At 67.3% G+C, this 19,367-nt stretch carries 16 protein-coding genes; 14 read left to right on the forward strand and 2 right to left on the reverse strand.

Going from position 1 to position 19,367, the window contains the following annotated elements; genetic code table 11:
- Positions 1 to 79: 79 nt before the first annotated feature.
- The 12 genes from C7416_RS03970 to C7416_RS04025 all read left to right on the forward strand — a co-directional run bounded on the left by C7416_RS03970 (position 80) and on the right by C7416_RS04025 (position 16,189).
- Entirely contained in the window at positions 80 to 1,057 is a 978-nt protein-coding gene (locus tag C7416_RS03970) for a 2-dehydropantoate 2-reductase (RefSeq protein WP_111517209.1), read from the forward strand.
- Between the two features lie 269 nt (positions 1,058 to 1,326).
- Positions 1,327 to 2,046 (forward strand): GntR family transcriptional regulator, encoded by a 720-nt coding sequence (locus C7416_RS03975; protein WP_012356329.1) that lies wholly within the window; start codon positions 1,327 to 1,329, stop codon positions 2,044 to 2,046.
- A 313-nt stretch (positions 2,047 to 2,359) separates the two neighbouring features.
- On the forward strand, positions 2,360 to 3,592 hold the full coding sequence (gene frc / locus C7416_RS03980) for a formyl-CoA transferase (RefSeq protein WP_062802884.1): 1,233 nt from the start codon (positions 2,360 to 2,362) through the stop codon (positions 3,590 to 3,592).
- 148 nt (positions 3,593 to 3,740) lie between these two features.
- A complete protein-coding gene (locus C7416_RS03985; RefSeq protein WP_111517210.1) occupies positions 3,741 to 4,523 on the forward strand; it encodes a fumarylacetoacetate hydrolase family protein in 783 nt (260 codons plus the stop codon).
- A 37-nt stretch (positions 4,524 to 4,560) separates the two neighbouring features.
- Positions 4,561 to 6,120: a Re/Si-specific NAD(P)(+) transhydrogenase subunit alpha gene (locus C7416_RS03990; protein ID WP_111517211.1), complete on the forward strand. Its 1,560-nt coding sequence runs from the start codon at positions 4,561 to 4,563 to the stop codon at positions 6,118 to 6,120.
- Positions 6,121 to 6,136: 16 nt separating this feature from the next.
- Positions 6,137 to 7,534 (forward strand): Re/Si-specific NAD(P)(+) transhydrogenase subunit beta, encoded by a 1,398-nt coding sequence (pntB, locus tag C7416_RS03995; RefSeq protein WP_111517212.1) that lies wholly within the window; start codon positions 6,137 to 6,139, stop codon positions 7,532 to 7,534.
- A gap of 317 nt (positions 7,535 to 7,851) precedes the next feature.
- Positions 7,852 to 9,198, forward strand: a complete 1,347-nt coding sequence (gene oxlT, locus C7416_RS04000) for an oxalate/formate MFS antiporter (RefSeq protein ID WP_111517213.1) — start codon at positions 7,852 to 7,854, stop codon at positions 9,196 to 9,198.
- Positions 9,199 to 9,753: 555 nt separating this feature from the next.
- Entirely contained in the window at positions 9,754 to 11,493 is a 1,740-nt protein-coding gene (gene oxc / locus C7416_RS04005; RefSeq protein WP_111517214.1) for an oxalyl-CoA decarboxylase, read from the forward strand.
- Positions 11,494 to 11,532: 39 nt separating this feature from the next.
- A complete protein-coding gene (frc, locus tag C7416_RS04010; RefSeq protein WP_111517215.1) occupies positions 11,533 to 12,783 on the forward strand; it encodes a formyl-CoA transferase in 1,251 nt (416 codons plus the stop codon).
- 158 nt (positions 12,784 to 12,941) lie between these two features.
- A complete protein-coding gene (locus C7416_RS04015) occupies positions 12,942 to 13,379 on the forward strand; it encodes a PAS domain-containing protein (RefSeq protein ID WP_111517216.1) in 438 nt (145 codons plus the stop codon).
- 137 nt (positions 13,380 to 13,516) lie between these two features.
- Complete coding sequence (locus tag C7416_RS04020; RefSeq protein WP_111517217.1) at positions 13,517 to 15,094, forward strand: AMP-binding protein; 1,578 nt, start codon at positions 13,517 to 13,519, stop codon at positions 15,092 to 15,094.
- A 78-nt stretch (positions 15,095 to 15,172) separates the two neighbouring features.
- Positions 15,173 to 16,189, forward strand: a complete 1,017-nt coding sequence (locus C7416_RS04025; RefSeq protein ID WP_111517218.1) for a Bug family tripartite tricarboxylate transporter substrate binding protein — start codon at positions 15,173 to 15,175, stop codon at positions 16,187 to 16,189.
- Positions 16,190 to 16,220: 31 nt separating this feature from the next.
- Here C7416_RS04025 and C7416_RS04030 read toward each other — a convergent pair whose 3' ends face one another.
- Positions 16,221 to 16,808 (reverse strand): TetR/AcrR family transcriptional regulator, encoded by a 588-nt coding sequence (locus C7416_RS04030; protein WP_111517219.1) that lies wholly within the window; start codon positions 16,806 to 16,808, stop codon positions 16,221 to 16,223.
- Between the two features lie 263 nt (positions 16,809 to 17,071).
- Positions 17,072 to 17,614 carry a hypothetical protein gene (locus C7416_RS04035; RefSeq protein ID WP_240988294.1) on the reverse strand — a complete coding sequence of 181 codons (543 nt, stop codon included), beginning with the start codon at positions 17,612 to 17,614 and terminating at the stop codon, positions 17,072 to 17,074.
- 12 nt (positions 17,615 to 17,626) lie between these two features.
- Between C7416_RS04035 and C7416_RS04040 the strand changes: the two genes are divergently transcribed.
- Together C7416_RS04040 and C7416_RS04045 are read left to right on the forward strand one after the other, a co-directional pair.
- Positions 17,627 to 18,907 (forward strand): SDR family oxidoreductase, encoded by a 1,281-nt coding sequence (locus C7416_RS04040; protein ID WP_240988293.1) that lies wholly within the window; start codon positions 17,627 to 17,629, stop codon positions 18,905 to 18,907.
- Positions 18,889 to 19,347 carry a DUF2269 family protein gene (locus C7416_RS04045; RefSeq protein ID WP_111517222.1) on the forward strand — a complete coding sequence of 153 codons (459 nt, stop codon included), beginning with the start codon at positions 18,889 to 18,891 and terminating at the stop codon, positions 19,345 to 19,347. Before C7416_RS04040 ends, C7416_RS04045 begins: the two co-directional genes overlap by 19 nt.
- Positions 19,348 to 19,367: the final 20 nt, after the last annotated feature.

Below are 19,367 nucleotides of genomic sequence, written 5' to 3' on the forward strand. Positions count from 1 at the left end.
TGCAGGTTGCCTTGTGCCGGCATGGAATATAGTATGTGATATATCAAAAGATCCAATCGAGCCATCAAGGAGGCAGCATATGAAAGTCTGTATCTACGGCGCCGGTGCCATCGGCGGCTATGTCGGGGCGCAGCTGGCGCGCGCGGGGGCCGAGGTCAGCTTCGTCGCGCGCGGACCCCACCTCGCGGCGATGCAGGAGCACGGCGTCAAGCTGCTGATCGATGGCGAGGAGCGGGTCGCGCAGGTGCGCTGCACCAGCGATCCGCGTGAACTCGGGCCGCAGGACTACGTGTTCATCACCCTCAAGGCGCATTCGGTGCCCGGCGTGGTGGACCAGATGCAGCCGCTGCTCGGGCCGGATACCGCGATCGTGACCGGCGTCAACGGCATTCCTTACTGGTACTTCTACAAGCACGGCGGCGAGCTGGCCGGCCGCACGCTGGAAAGCGTCGATCCCGGCGGGCGCCAGTGGCAGCGCCTGGGGCCGGAGCGTGCCATCGGCTGCGTGGTCTATCCTGCTGCCGAGATCGTTGCCCCTGGCGTGATCAAGCATGTGTACGGCAAGAAATTCCCGCTCGGCGAGCCGGACGGCAGCCGCTCCGCGCGTGTGACCCGGCTCAGCGAAATGATGATGGCGGCCGACCTCGACGCCCCGGTGCGCGACAACATTCGCGACGAGATCTGGCTCAAGCTGTGGGGCAACCTGTGCTTCAACCCGATCAGCGCGCTGACCCACGCCACGCTCGACGTCATCACCGCCGACCCCGCCACGCGTGCGCTGTCGCGCCAGATGATGGTGGAGGCGCAGGGCATTGCCGAGCGCTTCGGGGTGAAGTTCCGCGTCGACGTGGAGCGGCGCATCGACGGCGCCGGCGCCGTGGGCGCGCACAAGACCTCGATGCTGCAGGACCTGGAGGCGGGGCGGGCGATGGAAATCGACCCGCTGCTGACGGTGGTGCAGGAAATGGGGCGGCTGGTGGGTGAGCCGACGCCGATGTGCGATGCCGTGCTGGGTCTGATCAAGCAGCGCGATGCGATGGCGAAGCTGGCCGCCTGAGGAGCACGGGACGCCGACGGGGTCCGGCGTCCTCCGCGGCGCAAGCCGGGCACGCAACGTGACGCTTGCCCGGCTCGCAAAGTCGGAAGGCAGGGCGATTGTGATATACCATATACGACAGGCCGCGCACCGCTTTTGTGCCGATGCATGTGGAGCGCGCATCGTTTGATGCGTTTTCATAATGGGTCAGGCGTTTTTGCTAAGCTGTGCAGCAATGCGGCGGGCAGCCATTCCGGCCGCCCGGCCGCCGGTCTCACACGAGCACATTCATGTCTGCGCAAAGCCAATCCATCGTCCAGCCCAACGGGCTGTCCCTGTCGGTACAACCGATCAACGCCGGCGCCAGCCTGCGCGACCAGGCCTACGCCATGCTGCGCCAGGCCATCGCCGACGCCGACATCTACCAGTCGCGCGACGAGATCCGGCTGGACGAGCGGGTGCTGAGCGAGGCCATGGGCGTGAGCCGCACGCCGATCCGCGAAGCCATGACGCTGCTGGAGCAGGAAGGCTTCCTGCGCACCGTGCCGCGGCGCGGCATCTACATCATGCGCAAGACCAAGCGCGAGATCGTCGAGATGATCCAGATGTGGGCCGCGCTCGAAAGCATGGCTGCCCGGCTGGCCACCGAGAACGCCACCGACGCCGAGATCGCGCAGCTGCGCAGCATGTTCGACAGCTTCCGCGACTCGACGCCAGCCGAGCATATCGAAGAGTATTCCGACGCCAATATCGCGTTCCACCAGGCGATCGTTCAGCTGTCCAAGTCGCAGATCATCATGGACACGATCCGCAACATCTTTATCCATGTGCGCGCGATCCGGAAGATGACGATCTCGCAGAGCGATCGCGCGGCGCGCTCGATCGTCGACCACCTGCGCATCATCGAGGCGCTGGAGAGGCGGGACACCGAACTCGCCGAGCGGCTGGTGCGACAGCACTCGCTGGACCTCGCCGACTACGTGGAGAAGCACTGCGATTTCCTGGACTGAAGCAGCCAGGACGAGCTTATGGAAAGCGGCGGACTTCGGTCCGCCGTTTTGCTTTTTGGGCCTGCAGTGCGTGTGATGGGCATTTCGCTAAATGGTGTGTGATATATCAATGTGAAAAGCGATTGAGCCTTTATTCCACCACAGCGCTGAAAACGGCCGCTCTTATGCCTTTATCGACTGGATCGCGCGCGCGTGCTGCGTCGCATCGTCGATATTTGCCTCGGAAGCGCCAAACTCCTCTTGCTCTCTTCTGATATATCACATACCGTATGTCATCAGAGACCACAAATAGCGGAAGAGGAGACCCTTCGCAATGGAAACCAAAGCCCTGCAAGGAGTGCGCATCCTGGACATGACCCACGTCCAGGCGGGACCGTCGGCGACGCAGTTGATGGCGTGGCTGGGCGCGGACGTGATCAAGGTGGAGATGCCGGGGCGCGGCGACATCACGCGCAGCCAGCTGCGCGACGTGCCGAACGCCGACAGCCTGTACTTCACCATGCTCAACTCGAACAAGCGCAGCCTGACGCTGAACATGAAGACGCCCGAAGGCAAGGCGTTGCTCGAGGACCTGATCCAGCGCAGCGACGTGCTGATCGAGAACTTCGGCCCCGGCGTGCTGGCGCGCGCAGGCTTCGACTGGGACCACATGCAGGACCTGAACCCGCGCCTGGTCTATGCCTCGATCAAGGGCTTCGGCCCGGGCCCGTACGCGGACTGCAAGGCCTACGAGAACGTGGCGCAGTGCATGGGCGGCTCGGCTTCGACCACCGGCGAGGCCGACGGCGTGCCCACGGTGACGGGCGCCCAGATCGGTGATTCCGGCACCGGCGTGCATGCCGTGGTCGGCATCCTCGCCGCGCTGCTGCATCGCGAGCACACCGGCCGCGGCCAGCGCGTGGAAGTGGCGATGCAGGACGCGGTGCTGAACCTGTGCCGGGTCAAGCTGCGCGACCAGCAGCGCCTGGCCAACGGGCCGCTGCGTGAATATCCCAACGAGGAATTCGGCGACCACGTGCCGCGCGCGGGCAATGCCTCGGGCGGCGGCCAGCCGGGTGCGGCGCTGCGCTGCGCGCCGGGCGGCCCCAACGACTATGTCTACGTCATCATCCAGCCGCAGGGCTGGGAGCCGCTGATGCGCCTGTGCGGGCGCGAGGACCTGATCACCAACCCGGACTACGCCACGCCGGAAGCGCGCCTCAAGCACTTGGCCGACTGCTTCGCCGTGATCGAGAAATGGACCCGCGGCATCAGCAAGTTCGAGGTGATGGCGGCGCTGAACGAGGTCGATGTGCCGTGCGGCCCGATCCTGTCGATGAAGGACCTGATCGAGGACGAGTCGCTGTACCAGCGCGGCTACCTGGTCGAGCTGGAGCATCCGCAGCGCGGCAACTACGTGCAGCTCGGTTGCCCGATCACGCTGTCGGCCTCGCCGGTGCAGGTGGAACGCTCGCCGCTGCTGGGCGAGCACACCGAGGAGATCCTCGAGTGGCTGGGCCGCACGCCCGCGCAGATCGCCGCGATGAAGCTGGCCGGCGCGGTATGAGGCTGCCCTGATGCGATGGCCGCCGTCATTCCCGCCCGCGCGGGAATGACGAGCGCGCCGCGCCGTCCTGCGTTTCCTCCCTTTCCAAGATCCCTGCAACCGACATCGGCGCAGGCGGGCCTTCCTTTGCCTGCGCAAGGAGCATGCTGTGCAAACCTGGATTCGTTTTCGCCGCGCCGACGGCAGCATCGGCCATGGCCGCATCGACGAGGCCGACCCCAACCGCGTGGTCGAATATGACCGCGACGGCTTCGACAATCCCAGCCCCACCGGCGCGGTGCATGACCGCGCCGCGCTGACCGTGGTCGCGCCGTGCGCGCCGGGCAAGGTGGTGGCGCTGTGGAACAATTTCCACGCGCTCGCGCGCAAGCTGGAAAAGCCGGTGCCGACGCACCCGTTGTTCCTGATCAAGCCGGCGACCTCGCTGGCCGGTCCCAACGACGCGGTGCAGCGCCCCAAGAGCTACGACGGCAAGATCGTCTACGAGGGCGAGCTGGGCATCGTCATCGGCAAGAAGGCGCGCAATGTGACGGTGGCGGAGGCCGGCGCCCATATCTTCGGCTACACCATCGTCAACGACGTGACCGCGGCCGAGCTGATCACGGCCGATCCCAATTTCCCGCAATGGACCCGCGCCAAGGGCTTCGACACCTTCGGCTGCATCGGCCCGGCCATCGTCACCGGCTTCCCCTGGAAGACCGCCAGTGTGGTCACGCGGCTGGATGGGGTGGAGCGGCAGAACTACCCGCTGTCGGACATGATCTTCTCGCCCGAGGAGCAGGTCAGCCGGATCTCGCAGGACCTGACGCTGATGCCGGGCGATGTGATTGCCGTGGGCACCTCGCTGGGCGTGGGTTCGATGAAGGACGGCGCCGTGGTCGAGGTGTCGATCGCCGGCATCGGCTCGCTGGTCAACCACGTGCGCGGCTGAGCCGGCGCCAGATCCCTTTCCTGAAACGGTGAATGCCATGCCAATGACGATCGGTGTGCCGCGCGAGGTCCACCCGGGCGAGCGGCGCGTTGCCGCGACCCCGGACTCGGTCAAGGAACTGCTCAAGCTCGGTTACCAGATAGTGGTGGAGACCGGTGCCGGGCTGGAAGCGTCGTTCTCGGATGACGACTACCGCGCCGCCGGCGCGGCCATTGTCGACGCGGCCAGCCTGTGGGCCTCGGTCGACGTGGTGGTCAAGGTGCGCCCGCCGCAGGTCCATCCCAGCCTGGGGGTGGAAGAGGCGGCTCTGCTGAAGAAGCATGCCACGCTGATCGGCTTTGTCTGGCCGGCGCAGCAGATGCCGATGCTCGAGCGCCTGGCGCAGCGCGGTGCCACGGTGCTGGCGATGGACTGCGTGCCCCGCATCTCGCGCGCGCAGAAGCTGGATGCGCTCAGCTCGATGGCGAACATGGCCGGCTACCGCGCGGTGATCGAAGCCGCGCATGCCTTCGGCCGGCCCTTCGCCGGGCAGATCACCGCCGCAGGCAAAATCCCGCCGGCGCGCGTGCTGGTGATCGGCGCGGGCGTGGCGGGACTGGCGGCGATCGGCGCGGCGCGCAGCCTGGGCGCGGTGGTGCGCGCCTTCGATACGCGGCCGGTGGTGCGCCAGCAGATCGAGAGCCTGGGCGCCGAATTCCTCACCGTCGAGATCGAAGAAGACGGCAGCGGCAGCGGCGGCTACGCCAAGGAGATGAGTCCGGCCTTCATCGAAGCGGAGATGCGGCTGTTTGCCGAGCAGGCGCGCGAGGTCGACATCATCATCACCACCGCGCTGATTCCCGGCAAGCCGGCGCCCAAGCTGCTGGAGGCCGGTACCGTCGGGCTGATGCGCGCCGGCAGCGTGGTGGTCGACCTGGCCGCCGAGCAGGGCGGCAACTGCGTGCTGACCGTGCCGGGCGAAAGCGTGCGCCGCGACGGCGTCACCATCATCGGCTACACCGACCTGCCCAGCCGCATGGCGGCGCAAGCGAGCCAGCTCTATGGCACCAATGTCCGCCACCTGCTGAGCGAACTGACGCCGGGCAAGGACGGCCAGCTGGTGGTGAACATGGACGACGAGATGATCCGCGGCGCCACGGTGCTGCACCAGGGCGCGGTGACCTGGCCGCCACCGCCGCTGACGGTGGCGGTGCCGCAGCAGCAGGCTCCGGCGGAGGCCCCGGTGCCGGCCGAAGCCGCGCCGCCGCGCAGCCGCACCGGCACGACGCTGATTGCGCTGGCACTGGCGGCCGCTGCGCTGCTGGGGCTGGGGGCGGTCGCGCCACCTGCCTTCATGGCGCATTTCACGGTGTTCGTGCTGGCGATCTTCGTCGGCTACCAGGTGGTGTGGAACGTCACCGCGGCGCTGCACACGCCGCTGATGAGCGTGACCAACGCCATCAGCGGGATCATCGTGGTGGGGGCGCTGGTGCAGCTGGGCAAGCCGTCGCTGCTGACGGCGGTGATCGCGGGCTGCGCGGTGCTGGTGGCCACCATCAATATCGCCGGGGGCTTCCTGGTGACGCAGCGCATGCTGAAGATGTTCCAGCGCGACTAAGGCCAGGGAGAGAACCATGCCATCCGGAATCAGCAATATCGCTTACCTCGCCGCCAGCGCGCTGTTCATCCTCAGCCTGAGCGGACTGAGCCATCCCGCCACCGCGCGGCGCGGCAACATGCTCGGCATCGCCGGCATGGTGATCGCGGTCATGACCACGGTGCTGGCGGGCAGTCCCGACGGCATCGCCATCATCATCGTGGCGATGGTGGTGGGGGGCATTGCCGGAGCCCTGCTGGCCAAGCGCGTCGAGATGACGCAGATGCCGCAGCTGGTGGCGGTGCTGCACAGCTTCGTCGGCCTGGCCGCGGTGCTGGTCGGCTATGCCAACTACCTGGAGCCGACCATGCTCGGCGGCGTCGAGAAGGCGATCCATGAGGTCGAGACCTACCTCGGGATCCTGATCGGCGCGGTCACCTTCACCGGCTCGATCATCGCCTTCCTCAAGCTGCAGGGCACCATGGGCGGCAAGCCGCTGCTGCTGCCGGGGCGCCACGTGCTCAACGCCGGCGCGCTGCTGGTGTGCGTGTGGCTGGGCTATGCCTTCCTGGCCGCGCCGGATCCGCAGCAGGGGCTGGTGCCGCTGGCGGCGATGACGGTGATTGCGCTGCTGGTCGGCGCGCACCTGGTGCTGGCCATCGGCGGCGCCGACATGCCGGTGGTGGTGTCGATGCTGAACAGCTATTCCGGCTGGGCGGCGGCAGCGACCGGCTTCATGCTCGGCAACGACCTGCTGATCATCACCGGCGCGCTGGTGGGGTCGAGCGGCGCCATCCTGAGCTACATCATGTGCAAGGCGATGAACCGCAAGTTCCTGTCGGTGATCCTGGGCGGCTTCGGCGCGGTGCAGGCGCAGGGCGCGGCGACCGAGCAGGGCGAGGTGCTGCCGGTGTCGAGCGAGGAGGTCAGCAGCCTGCTCAAGGACGCCAACGAGGTCATCATCGTGCCGGGCTACGGCATGGCGGTGGCGCAGGCGCAGGGCACCATCAGCGAGATCGCGCGGCGCCTGCGGGCGCAGGGCGTCAACGTGCGCTTCGGCATCCACCCGGTGGCCGGCCGTCTGCCGGGGCACATGAACGTGCTGCTGGCCGAGGCGCGGGTGCCGTACGACATCGTGCTGGAAATGGAGGAGATCAACGACGACTTCGAGAAGGCCGACGTGGTGCTGGTGGTCGGTGCCAACGACATCGTCAACCCGGGGGCGCTGGAGGACCCCGCCAGCCCGATTGCCGGCATGCCGGTGCTGGAGGTGTGGAAGGCCAAGACCGTGGTGGTGTCCAAGCGCAGCATGGCGGCGGGCTACGCGGGTGTCGACAACCCGCTGTTCTACAAAGACAACACGCGCATGTGGTTCGGCGACGCCAAGGGCAGCGTCGATGCGCTGCTGCGGCAGCTGGAGGAAGCGCCGGCCTGACCGCCTGCCGAGGCGGTATCGATCCATGCAAGCCACCGCGGCCCGCTTTCCGGCGGGCCCCGGTGGCTTGTTGCATTGGCAAGCCGCTGGCGTGAATCGGGCCGGCGGCGATTCATGCCAGTTCCGCTTTATATAAAGGGTCGTGAATAGAAACGATAAAAAACTTTAAGACTAGTCAAATTAAGCCTCAGGTAGCATCAATCCACGACTTCATGTGCCGCAATGCCAGGCGCCGGTCCAACTGCGAGCAGGGCAATCCGACAAAGCCCTGATGTGCCCGCCGGGCACAAACAAGAACGTACCAGGAGACAACACAGATGGCGCAATGGGAAGCATCGGCCCCCGCCGGTCGCGATGACGTGAACGGGCGCGGGCTGCAGAACCGCTGGATCCAGCTGGCAATCGGCGTGGTGTGCATGGGGCTGGTGGCGAATCTGCAGTACGGCTGGACCCTTTTCGTATCCCCGATGGACGCCAGGCATCACTGGGGCGCGTCCGCGATCCAGGTGGCATTTTCTATCTTCATCGTCACCGAGACCTGGCTGGTGCCGCTGGAAGGCTGGCTGGTCGACAAGTTCGGTCCGCGCCCGGTAGTGGCCGGCGGGGCGATCTGCGCCGGGCTGGCATGGGTGATGAACGCGTATGCGACCACGCTGCCGGAGCTGTATGTGGCCGCGGTGATCGCCGGTATCGGCGCCGGCGGCGTCTACGGAACCTGCGTCGGCAATGCGCTGAAGTGGTTCCCGGACAAGCGCGGCCTGGCTGCCGGCCTGACCGCGGCGGGTTTTGGCGCGGGCGCGGCCATCACCGTGATTCCGATCGCCAACATGATCCAGAGCGCGGGCTATGAGAAGGCCTTCCTGTTCTTCGGCATCCTGCAGGGGGTCAGCATCTTCGTGCTGGCGCTGCTGCTGGTGAAGCCAAGGGCGCCCAAGGGCGCGGTGGCGGCGAAGGCGGTGCTGACCAACCCGGTCGAGTACACGCCGGGGCAGATGGTGAAGACACCGGTGTTCTGGCTGATCTATGCCAGCTTTGTCGCGGTGGCGGCGGGCGGCATCATGGCGACGGCGCAACTGGGGCCGATCGCCAAGGACTACGGCTTTGCGTCGATGCCGGTGACGCTGCTGGGGCTGACCTTGCCGCTGCTGACGATGACGCTGTCGATCGACAACCTGTGCAATGGCTTCACGCGTCCGCTGTGCGGCTTCCTGTCGGACCGCTTCGGTCGCGAGAACACGATGTTCGTGATCTTCATCGGCGAGGGGCTGGCGCTGCTGGGGCTGATGCAGCTGGGGCACAACCCGTACTGGTTCATGTTCTTCGCGGCGCTGACCTTCCTGTTCTGGGGCGAGATCTTCTCGATCTTCCCGGCGCTGTGCGCGGATACCTTCGGCAGCAAGTTCGCGGCGGCGAACGCGGGCACGCTGTACACCGCCAAGGGGACTGCGGCGATGCTGGTGCCGCTGGCCTCGGTCCTGTCCGCACGCGGGGGCTGGGAAGCGGTATTCACCGTGGCAGCGGTGGTGACGATCGCGGCGGGGCTGTCGGCGAAACTGGTGCTGGCGCCGATGCGCAAGCGGTTTATCACCGGCCACCCGGCGTCGGCGCTGCCAGTGACCGAGGGCGGCCTGGTGGCGAATCCATCGGCCAGCCGCGGTGAATAGGCCGGGCCGAGCAGTGCGGGCGTGATGCCAGCAAGCCGGTGACGGCCAGGCGCTTACGCCAGGCCGTCCCTCGCAGCCGGTTAAAGCGACACAGGGGGACGTTTTGACAGGCGCGGCAGGGACATCCCCAAGGGGATCTTCTTCCCCAGAAACGTTGTATGTGATATATCTTGATGCCAACTTAGCGACGCCGCGCCGTTGGCAGGGTAACAGCCCGCGTCTGTGCGAAATAAGAATAAATAGTCGCGCATTGAGGAATTGCGCTAATTTGAGCGCAGATCCAGGCAGGATTGCTGCGGTGCACTGACGAAAGTTGAGCGCAGAGTTGGAAAATAGCTTGCCGTTCTCTGATATATCACATACCGTATGTCATCAAGACCGGTCGAACGAACCGGACCGACCGCAGCAGGGCACAACGCCCGCGCACCACGAACACAAGTTCAAAAGGAGACCAAGCATGTCGGAAGTCGTAGCGAAGCGGGCTCAAAGCACTCCCGCGGCAGCCTGAGTCACAAAAATTCCCACCCCAGTCAATTTGCATAGAAGGAAGCAACCATGGCAGAAGTCGGAAACGAGCTGCAGCGTCACGCCGCGGAAGAACATCAGGCACAAACCGATGGTTTTCATCTGGTCATCGACGCGCTGAAGCTGAACGGCATCGAAAACATCTACGGCCTGCCCGGCATTCCGGTCACCGATCTGGCCCGTCTGGCGCAGGCCAACGGCATGCGCGTCATCAGCTTCCGCCACGAGCAGAACGCCGGCAACGCCGCGGCGATTGCGGGCTTCCTGACGCAGAAGCCGGGCGTTTGCCTGACCGTCTCCGCGCCGGGTTTCCTGAACGGGCTGACGGCGCTGGCGCATGCCACCACCAACTGCTTCCCGATGATCCTGATCAGCGGCTCGAGCGAGCGCGAGATCGTCGACCTGCAGCAGGGTGACTACGAAGAGATGGACCAGCTGGCCATCGCCCGTCCGCACGCCAAGGCTGCGTTCCGCGTGCTGCACGCGGAGGACATCGGCGTCGGCGTCGCGCGTGCCATCCGCGCCGCGGTGTCGGGCCGCCCGGGCGGCGTGTACCTGGACCTGCCGGCCAAGCTGCTGGGCCAGTCGCTGGAAGCCGAAAAGGGCAAGCAGTCGCTGATCAAGGTGGTGGACCCGGCGCCGCGCCAGCTGCCCGCACCGGATTCGGTCGACCGCGCCGTCGCGCTGCTGAAGACCGCCAAGCGTCCGCTGATCCTGATCGGCAAGGGCGCCGCGTATGCACGCGCCGAGGCGGACCTGCGCAAGCTGGTCGAGAAAACCGGCATCCCGTACCTGCCGATGTCGATGGCCAAGGGCCTGCTGCCCGATACGCATCCGCAATCGGCCTCGGCCGCGCGTTCCTATGTGCTGGCGGAGGCCGACGTGGTGCTGCTGGTCGGCGCCCGCCTGAACTGGCTGCTGTCGCACGGCAAGGGCAAGACCTGGGGCAAGCCCAAGCAATTCATCCAGATCGACATCGCGCCGACCGAGATGGACAGCAACGTCGCCATCGCCGCGCCGGTGGTAGGCGACATCGGCTCGTGCGTCACGGCGTTGCTCGACAAGATCGGCAATGACTTCGCCAGGCCCGGCGCCGACTGGCTGAACGCGGTGGCCGACCGCCGCGACACCAACCTGGCGAAGATGGCCGAGACCCTGGCCAAGGCCAAGGATGCCGCGCCGATGAACTTCCACGGCGCGCTGGCCGTGCTCAAGGACGTGGTCAAGGCCAACCCGGGCATCTCGTTCGTCAACGAAGGCGCCAACACGCTGGACTACGCCCGCGCTGTGATCGACATGTACGAGCCGCGCAAGCGCCTGGACGTGGGCACCTGGGGCGTGATGGGCGTGGGCATGGGCTACGCGGTGGCCGCGGCGGTCGAGACCGGCAAGCCGGTGCTGGCGCTGTGCGGCGACAGTGCCTTCGGTTTCTCGGGCATGGAAGTCGAGACCATCTGCCGCTACAACCTGCCGGTCTGCATCGTCATCTTCAACAACAACGGCGTCTACAAGGGCATCGACAAGAACCCCACCGGCGGCAGCGACCCGGCGGTCACGACCTTCGTCCCGGGTGCGCGCTACGACAAGATGATGGAAGCGTTCGGCGGTGTCGGCGCCAACGTCACCACGCCGGCGGAACTCGAGGCCGCGGTGAACGAAGCGCTGCGCTCGGGCAGGCCGACGCTGGTCAACGCCGTCATCGATCCGGCGGCCGGCACCGAAAGCGGCCGCCTGACCAACCTCAATCCGCAAAGCTCGGCCAAGAAGTAATCACCCGAATTTCACCCCCTAATCCAATAGGAGACGAACGTGAACCTCCCACTCAACGGCATCAAGATCATCGACTTCACGCACGTCCAGGCGGGTCCCGCCTGCACGCAGCTGCTGGCATGGTTCGGCGCCGACGTGATCAAGGTCGAGCGCCCGGGTTCCGGCGACGTGACGCGCACCCAGCTGCGCGACATCCCGGATGTCGACGCGCTGTACTTCACCATGCTCAACAGCAACAAGCGTTCGCTCACGCTGGACACGAAGAAGCCGGAAGGCAAGAAGATCCTGGAGCAGCTGATCCGCGAGTCGGACGTGCTGGTCGAGAACTTCGGCCCGGGAGCGCTGGACCGCATGGGCTTCTCGTGGGAGCGCATCAACGAACTGAACCCCAAGATGATCGTGGCCTCGGTCAAGGGCTTCAGCGACGGCCACCACTATGAAGACCTGAAGGTCTACGAGAACGTGGCGCAATGCGCCGGCGGCGCGGCCTCGACCACCGGCTTCTGGGACGGCCCGCCCACGGTTTCCGCCGCGGCGCTGGGCGATTCCAACACCGGCATGCACCTGGCGATCGGCATCCTGACCGCGCTGATCGGCCGCGACAAGACCGGCAAGGGCCAGAAGGTGGCGGTGTCGATGCAGGATGCGGTGCTGAACCTTTGCCGTGTCAAGCTGCGCGACCAGCAGCGCCTGGACCGCCTGGGCTACCTGGAAGAGTACCCGCAGTACCCGCACGGCACCTTCAGCGACGTGGTGCCGCGCGGCGGCAACGCGGGCGGCGGCGGCCAGCCGGGCTGGGTGCTGAAGTGCAAGGGCTGGGAGACCGATCCCAATGCCTATATCTACTTCACCATCCAGGGCCATGCCTGGGAGCCGATCTGCAAGGCGCTGGGCAAGCCGGAATGGATCGACGACCCCAACTACGCCACCCCCAAGGCGCGCCAGCCGCATATTTTCGATATCTTCAACACCATCGAGGAATGGCTGGCCGACAAGACCAAGTACGAGGCGGTCGACATCCTGCGCAAGTTCGACATCCCGTGCTCGCCGGTGCTGTCGATGAAGGAGATCGCCGCCGACCCGTCGCTGCGTGCCAGCGGCAGCATCACCGAGGTGCCGCACAAGGAGCGCGGCAGCTACCTGACGGTGGGCAGCCCGATCAAGTTCTCCGACCTGAAGCCGGAGATCACCGGTTCGCCGCTGCTGGGCGAGCATAGCGAAGAGGTGCTGGCGGGCCTGGGCTACGGTGCGGAAGACATCAAGCGCCTGCGCGAGTCCCAGGTGATCTGACGCCGACCGCCGGCACCCCGTGCCGGCGCCGACGCCGGGGCCGCGCGCACAGCGGGCTCCGGCGTTTTTGCTTGTGGCGCCGCGATGTGGCACGCTACCTTGATGGCACCGGCGCGCCCCCGGCCGCTGCCGTTTGCAGATGACGAGAGGGAATCCCCATGACAGAGCAGATCGACTACGCGCAACTGGTGTCCGCCATCGGCGACGCCATCATCATCTCCGACGCCAAGGGCGCCATCACGCTGTGGAATCCCGCGGCCGAGCGCATGTTCGGCTTCACCGAGGCCGAGGCCATGGGCCAGTCGCTGGACCTGATCATCCCCGAGCGGCTGCGGGGGCGGCACTGGGAGGGCTACGACAAGACCATGGCGACCGGCATCACGCGCTACGGCCATGACCTGCTCAAGGTGCCGGCGGTCGACAAGAACGGCAAGGCGATGTCGATCGCCTTCACCGTGGCGCTGCTCAAGGACGCCGCCGGCGCCATCACCGGCATCGTCGCGGTGATCCGCGACGAGACCGCGCGTTTCCAGGAAGAGCGCGCCCTGAAGAAACGGCTGGTGGAACTGGAGAGCCAGGTCAAGGAACAGGCCTGAGGCGGCTGCTGCCGGAGTGTCCCCCGGACACCGCTTCGCCCTGTATTAACCCGGCCTTCTCGGTACCAAAAGCGTTGACGCGGTACCGGGCGGCCCCTACATTGGGAGCCTGACCACAACGATTCCAGGGAGACAACATGGCCCGTCAGGCTTCGGCGGCTGCGGTCGTCCACGGCGGCGCGACCGTCGGCCAGCTCTATACCGCGGCGCTGCGCGCGCGGCCTGGCGTACCCGCCGTGGTCGGCGACGATGTCACGCTGAGCTATGAGGCGCTGGCCCGGCACTGCGCGCGCATCGCGCGGCTGTTCGCCGCGCGCGGCCTGGCGCGCCAGGACGTGGTGGCCTTCCTGGTAGGCAACCGCGCCGAGGCGGTCGCCGCCATCATCGCCGCGCAACTGGCCGGACTGAAGGCCGTGTCGCTGCACCCGATGGCCGCGGAAGCGGACCATGCCTTCGTGCTGCAAGACGCGGGCGTGCAGGCGCTGGTGGTCGACAATGCCCGCTTCGCCGAGCGGGCGCGCGCGCTCGCCGCGAGTACGCAGCTGCAGGTGCTGCCGCTCGACGACGGCGAGTTCGGCCCCGGGCTGGCCCACGCCGCGGCAGACTTCGATGACGCGCCCGTGGTCCCGAGCGATGACCCGACCGAGATCAGCAAGCTGTCGTACACCGGCGGCACCACCGGACGTTCGAAGGGCATCCTGCATACCCACCGGACCTCGGTGACGATGCTGCAGTACATGCTGGCCACCTACGAATGGCCGGCGCAGGTGCGGTACCTGGTGACCACGCCGATCTCGCACGCGTCCGGCAGCCTGTTCCTGCCGACCCTGCTGCGCGGCGGCACCATCTACCTGTGCGACAAGTTCAGCCCGGCCGATTTCCTGCGCCGCGTGGCCGAGCACCGCATCAACCTGACCTTCCTGGTGCCCACGCAGATCTACGGGCTGCTCGATTGCGATGGCCTGGGCACGGCCGACCTCTCCAGCCTCGAACTGGTGCTGTACGGCGCGGCGCCGATCGCACCGGTGCGGCTGGCCGACGCGCTGCGCCGCATTGGCCCGGTATTCGGGCAGATCTACGGCCAGGCCGAGGCGCCGATGTGCATCAGCTACCTTAGCCCGCGCGACCACGATCCGGACCAGCCCGAGCGCCTGCGCTCGTGCGGCAAGGTGATCGCCGGCAACCAGGTCAGGCTGCTCGACGCGCAGCTGCGGGAAGTCTTGCCGGGCGAGGTGGGCGAGCTATGCGTGCGCGGCCCGCTGGTGATGGAGGGCTACCTGAACCGACCGGAAGAAGACGCCAGGGTCTTTGCTGGCGACTGGCTGCACACCGGCGACATGGCCCGCTGCGACAGCAAAGGCTTCCTGTACCTGGTCGACCGCGCCAAGGACATGATCATCAGCGGCGGCTTCAACGTGTACCCGAGTGAGGTCGAGCACTGCCTGGCGCTGCATCCGGCCATCGCCATGTCGGCGGTGATCGGCGTGCCCGACCCCAAGTGGGGCGAAGCGGTGACCGCGGTGGTGGTGGCACGCCCCGGCACCGACCTGACCGAGGCCGACGTAATTGCCCACGTGACCCGGCACAAGGGCGTGGTCAACGCGCCCAAGCAGGTGGTGTTCGCCGATGCGTTGCCGCTGACGGCGCTGGGCAAGATCGACCGCAAGGCCATCCGCGGGCGTTACTGGGGCGGGCAGGAGCGGCAGGTGGCCTGAGCCCTGTCGTCGTTACCGCACGGTCCCGCAAGAGGACCGGCATTTTCGCCAGACCGATCCAAATTGGAGGAGACCACCATGGCAAACCGCTTGCCGCAACCCAAGGCCATCTGGCCAACCCGCGCGCTCCGTGCCGCGCATGCCTGCCTGCTGGCCATGGGCATCGCTGGCACCGGCGCATACGCCGCCGATGCGTATCCCACGCGGCCGATTCGCCTGGTGGTGCCGTTCGCACCCGGCGGCGTCACCGACCTGACCGCGCGGACCTTCGCCAAGTACATGGGCGATGCGCTCGGGCAGCCGCTGGTGGCGGAGAACAAGCCGGGCGCCGGCGCGACCATCGGCGCGAACCTGGTCGCGCGCGCGGCGCCGGACGGCTACACGTTGTTGCTGGGCACCAACGTTACCCATGCCATCAATCCGCGTCTGATCGCCGCCACGCCTTATGACCCGTTGAAGGACTTCCAGGCCGTCGCGGTATTCGGGCTGAACGGCAATGTGCTGCTGGTCAACAACAGTTTCCCGGCAAGGACCTTTGCCGAGTTCCTGGCAAACATCAAGTCGCGGCCCGGCAAGGTGAATTACGCATCAGGCAGCGTAGGCAGCTCGGCGCACCTGTCGGCAGAACTGCTCAAGCAGGACGTCAAGGGACTTGAGTACACGCACGTGCCCTACGGCGGGCCTTCGGACGCCATGGCTGCCTTGATCGGCGGTCATGTGGATTTCCTCTTTGCCAACATTGGCGCCGCGGTCACGCAGGTGAAATCGGGCAAGGTGCGCGCGCTGGCGGTGACCACCGCCAAACGCGCGCCGCAGCTGCCCGACGTGCCCACCATCGCGGAATCCGGCGTGCCTGGTTTCGAGGTGGTCGGCTGGATGGCCGCATTCGTCCCGAAGGGTACGCAGGCGCCTGTGGTGGCGCGGCTCAACGAGGTCATCAACCAGGCCCAGAAAAATCCCGACCTGCGCACCACGCTGGACGCTGCGGCGTTGATTCCTGTGGTGGCTACGCCCGAGCAGGCCAGCCGCTTCGTGCAGGACGAATATGCCAAATGGGGCGGCGTGATCCGCGCCGCCAATATCCCGCCGCAATAGCGGGGTGGGGCGCTGCCGGGCGAGCGCCCGGCTAGGCCTTGCTGGCTGCGGAGCCGGGCCGGCACAACAGGCCGTTCAGGATGATCTCGTAGAACTCGCTGAAGGCATCGCCCATCTTCATCCCGGTGTCCTTCAGGAACTGCTGGCTGCGCAGGCGATGCGCGGCGCCGAGGATCGCTTCGGACACCAGCCTCGGGTTGTGCGGCGCCATCAGTCCCTGCTGCATGCCGGCCTCGAGCAGGCTTTCCAGCCCGCGCACGCGCGCCAGCTGGTACGCGTCGAACACGGCCCGGCCGCTGTCGATGGCATCGAGGTCGGCCAGCGCCGCCTTGCTCAGTCCCGACGTATTCAGCGCGGCGTGCAGGTAGGCCGACACGGCGCGCGCGGCATCGCTCTCGCGGCGCGCCGCGGCGAAGCCCCGCTCCAGGTTGGCCGCCAGCACCTCGCGGCAGATGCCGACGAACAGCGCCTCCTTGGTCGGCGCGATCTCGTACAGGCGTCGCCGCGAGCAGCGCATGCGCTGCGCGATCTCGCCGATGGTCAGCGACGAGACGCCTTCGCTGCACAGCAGGCGCGTCAGGTCCTGGATAAAGTCTTGGTCGGTGCGTCGCGTGGCCATGAAGCGGGCGGGGGTGCGTCCGGCTGCCGCCGGCGGGTTCGTTCCAGGTTGGGAGCGGTATGTTACGACGATTCCCGAATGCGATGCAGCATGGCGCCGGACGCACGGTGGCGTGGAGCTTGCACGGCTGGTGCAGCGTGTTGCCGGGCGCAAGGCGAAGGCCCGCCCGGACACGGCGGAAACGGTAAAAGCGGGAGAGCCATGTGAAAATTACTGGCGCTGCGTGCAGCAGGACGGACACAGGCGGCGGGCGCGGGCAGGACTCAAGCGCGCCTTCCGGCGTGCCGCAGCAGCATCGCGCCCAGCGGCAGGGCCAGCCCGAAGGCGACGTAGACCAGCGCCAGCATGCCGGGCGACAGCCGGCGCTCGAAGCCAGGGGTGAGGCGATGGGGCGTGCACTTCAGGTCGACGAAACACGCAATGCCGGCAATCGCGAGACCGCCTATCACGCGCGCGGGCGCGGTGGGGCCCGCGCTGCGGCGGGCAGCGCGATGGGCGCCGCCCACGGCCATCGCGCCTTCGTAGAACGCCGCCCAGAACACCGACATCGCATGATGGATGACATAGCCCAGCACCGTATGCCGCACCGACGGCCGGTTGGTGTGAATGGCCCGGTCGCCCCAGATCCAGTGGCTGACGGCGTTAACGGGCGCGAATGCGCTGCCGCAGTCGACGCTGCCGCCGCAGGCGAGCATGCCAGTGGACAACAGGCTGGCGCAAGTGCCGGAGACCGCGGCGCGACGCAGCACCGTGGCCGGATCCAGCGCGTGCTGGTGCTCGGCGCCAGCGGCTTTATCGGCCGGCATGTGTGTGCCGCAATGCTGGATCGAGGATTCCATGTGATAGCGGGGATGCGGTGCGTGCCTGCGCACGATGCACCCGAAGCGCCGCACAGCGGCCATGCCTGCACGGCAAGCGAATTTCGTGCCGTCGATTTCGCGCGGATGATCGCGGCGGCGGACTGGGCGCCGCTGCTGGCCGATGTCGACGCGGTGGTCAACCTGGTCGGCATCTTCCGCGAAACCGCGACGCAGCGCTTCGAAATGCTGCACCGCGCCGCGCCGCAGGCGCTGTTCGATGCCTGTCTGCGGGAGCGCGTGCGACTGGTGGTGCAGATGTCGGCGCTGGGAGCCGACGAACACGCGCTGACCGATTTCCATCGCAGCAAGCGCGCGGCCGACCAGCACCTGCTCGGGCTCGGCATCGATGCCGTGGTGCTGCAGCCGTCGCTGGTGTTCGGTGCCGACGGCACCAGTGCGCAGCTGTTCTGCGCGCTGGCGACGCTGCCCTGCCTGGCGCTGCCCGGTGGCGGCAGGCAGCCGGTGCAGCCGGTCCATGTCGACGACGTGGCGCAGGCCATCGTGGCGTTGCTGACCGAGTGGGGCGGCGCAGCGCCGTGGCGCTCCGGCCGGCTCGCGTTGGTGGGCCCGGCACCGATGCCGCTGGCCGGCTACCTGCAGGCGTTGCGCCATGGCCTGGGTTTGCGCGGCAAGGCCTGGGTATTGCCACTGCCGCGCGCGCTGGCGCGGGCGGTGATGCCGCTGGCCGAACGCGCCACCGGCGGCGTGCTCGGGCGCGATGCGCTGACCATGCTGGACCAGGGCAGCGTGGCCGACCCGGCCGGGCTTGAGCGCGTGCTCGGGCGGCCGCCGCGGGCGGTGGCGGGATTCATCCCACAGGGACTGCACGGCGCGTTGCGCGCGCAGGCGCTGCAGCGCTGGATCCATCCGCTGCTGCGCTGGAGCCTGGCCTTTGTGTGGATCGTCACCGCGGCGGTTTCGCTAGGGCTGTACCCGGTGGCCGACAGCTACGCGCTGCTTGCGCGGGCGGGCGTGCCGGCGGCGCTGCAGCCGCTGGCGCTGTATGGCGCCGCGCTGCTCGACCTGGCCTTCGGCGTGCTGTGCGTGCTGCCGCGGCGCCCGCGCTGGCTGTGGCTCGCGCAGATCGCGCTGATCCTGGGCTACACGGCAATCATCAGCGTGCGCCTGCCGGAATATTGGCTGCATCCGTATGGCCCGCTCAGCAAGAACGTGCCGATGCTGGCCGTGCTGTGGTGGCTGCACCTGACCGAGGAGCGGACATGGACTACGTCACGCTGAAATGGCTGCATATCATGTCGGCCACCTTCCTGTTCGGCACCGGCGTGGGCAGCGCCTTCTACCTGGTCGGCGCGACGCTGACGCGCAATGTCCGCACCGTCGCCGCGACCGCGCGCATGGTGGTGATCGCCGACTGGATCTTCACCGCTTCGACGGCAATCCTGCAGCCGCTGACCGGCTATGCGCTGGTGAAGATGGCCGGGTTCTCGTGGTCGGTGCCGTGGCTGAAGTGGTCGGTTGTGCTTTATGCCGTCGCCATTGCCTGCTGGCTGCCGGTGGTCTGGCTGCAGAAGCGCATGCGCGACGTGGCGCTGGACTGTACCGGACCCCAGCTGCCGCGCACCTACTGGCGCCTGTTCTGGTGGTGGTTCGGGCTGGGCTTTCCGGCGCTGTTCTCGTTCCTGGCCATCTTCTACCTGATGGTGGCCAAGGTCAGCTGAACAAAAAACGGCGAGGCCGC

The organism is Cupriavidus phytorum (assembly GCF_003254285.1).
Taxonomy (GTDB): domain Bacteria; phylum Pseudomonadota; class Gammaproteobacteria; order Burkholderiales; family Burkholderiaceae; genus Cupriavidus; species Cupriavidus phytorum.

Coding starts and splice junctions, on each gene's coding strand:
- C7416_RS03970 (WP_111517209.1), top strand. CDS start 80: ATGAAAGTCTGTATCTACGGCGCCGGTGCCATCGGCGGCTATGTCGGG.
- C7416_RS03975 (WP_012356329.1), top strand. CDS start 1,327: ATGTCTGCGCAAAGCCAATCCATCGTCCAGCCCAACGGGCTGTCCCTG.
- frc (WP_062802884.1), top strand. CDS start 2,360: ATGGAAACCAAAGCCCTGCAAGGAGTGCGCATCCTGGACATGACCCAC.
- C7416_RS03990 (WP_111517211.1), top strand. CDS start 4,561: ATGCCAATGACGATCGGTGTGCCGCGCGAGGTCCACCCGGGCGAGCGG.
- pntB (WP_111517212.1), top strand. CDS start 6,137: ATGCCATCCGGAATCAGCAATATCGCTTACCTCGCCGCCAGCGCGCTG.
- oxlT (WP_111517213.1), top strand. CDS start 7,852: ATGGCGCAATGGGAAGCATCGGCCCCCGCCGGTCGCGATGACGTGAAC.
- oxc (WP_111517214.1), top strand. CDS start 9,754: ATGGCAGAAGTCGGAAACGAGCTGCAGCGTCACGCCGCGGAAGAACAT.
- C7416_RS04015 (WP_111517216.1), top strand. CDS start 12,942: ATGACAGAGCAGATCGACTACGCGCAACTGGTGTCCGCCATCGGCGAC.
- C7416_RS04020 (WP_111517217.1), top strand. CDS start 13,517: ATGGCCCGTCAGGCTTCGGCGGCTGCGGTCGTCCACGGCGGCGCGACC.
- C7416_RS04025 (WP_111517218.1), top strand. CDS start 15,173: ATGGCAAACCGCTTGCCGCAACCCAAGGCCATCTGGCCAACCCGCGCG.
- C7416_RS04030 (WP_111517219.1), bottom strand. CDS start 16,808: ATGGCCACGCGACGCACCGACCAAGACTTTATCCAGGACCTGACGCGC.
- C7416_RS04035 (WP_240988294.1), bottom strand. CDS start 17,614: ATGCCGGCCGATAAAGCCGCTGGCGCCGAGCACCAGCACGCGCTGGAT.
- C7416_RS04040 (WP_240988293.1), top strand. CDS start 17,627: ATGCTGGATCGAGGATTCCATGTGATAGCGGGGATGCGGTGCGTGCCT.
- C7416_RS04045 (WP_111517222.1), top strand. CDS start 18,889: ATGGACTACGTCACGCTGAAATGGCTGCATATCATGTCGGCCACCTTC.